The sequence below is a fragment of the Pseudomonas tehranensis genome (assembly GCF_014268615.1).
Classification (GTDB): Bacteria; Pseudomonadota; Gammaproteobacteria; order Pseudomonadales; family Pseudomonadaceae; genus Aquipseudomonas; species Aquipseudomonas tehranensis.
The window spans coordinates 1-538 of sequence record NZ_JABWQV010000498.1; the positions used below are offsets into that span (position 1 = coordinate 1).

Annotated in this window: 1 pseudogene; it reads left to right on the plus strand. The window is 65.4% G+C overall.

Going from position 1 to position 538, the window contains the following annotated elements:
* Positions 1 to 538, plus strand: a pseudogene (locus HU811_RS27160) (hypothetical protein); the annotation flags it as partial.

Below are 538 nucleotides of genomic sequence, written 5' to 3' on the forward strand. Positions count from 1 at the left end.
GGAGTTTGACGTGCCGCAGCCTGGCGGCAATCTGCCGCGCAGCATGACATTGTCGGGCACAGGCATGCAGGGCGGGCGGGTTGATGTCTGGCTGCAAGGCGCAACTGAACTGTTGGTCGAGGGGGCGTTTGTGGGAGCTGATGGCTGGAAAGCTGAAGTGACCCTGCCGGTAGGCCAGACCACGATTCTGGCCCGGCAATACTTTGAGGGTCGGCCTTCCAAGGACTCCGCGCCGTTGACCTTCAACGTGGTTCCTGCTGCCCCGTTCATTGAAACCCCGGCCACCGACGAGCACATCGGCCGGCGCGTGGTGGTGTCCGGTTTCGGCGTACCGGGGGACACCGTCACGGTGAAACTGGGCGACGCGCGCACGGTGCTGGGCAGCAGCCCGGTGCTGGAAGACCGCACCTGGTCGCTGACGGTGGTGTTCGATCAACCCGGCGGCCTCTACGGCCTGATGGCCGTGGCGTCGAGCGAGGGATTTGATTCCGCCGATTCACCGGCGCGAGCGGTGGTGCTGGGCACCTATCAGCCTTCC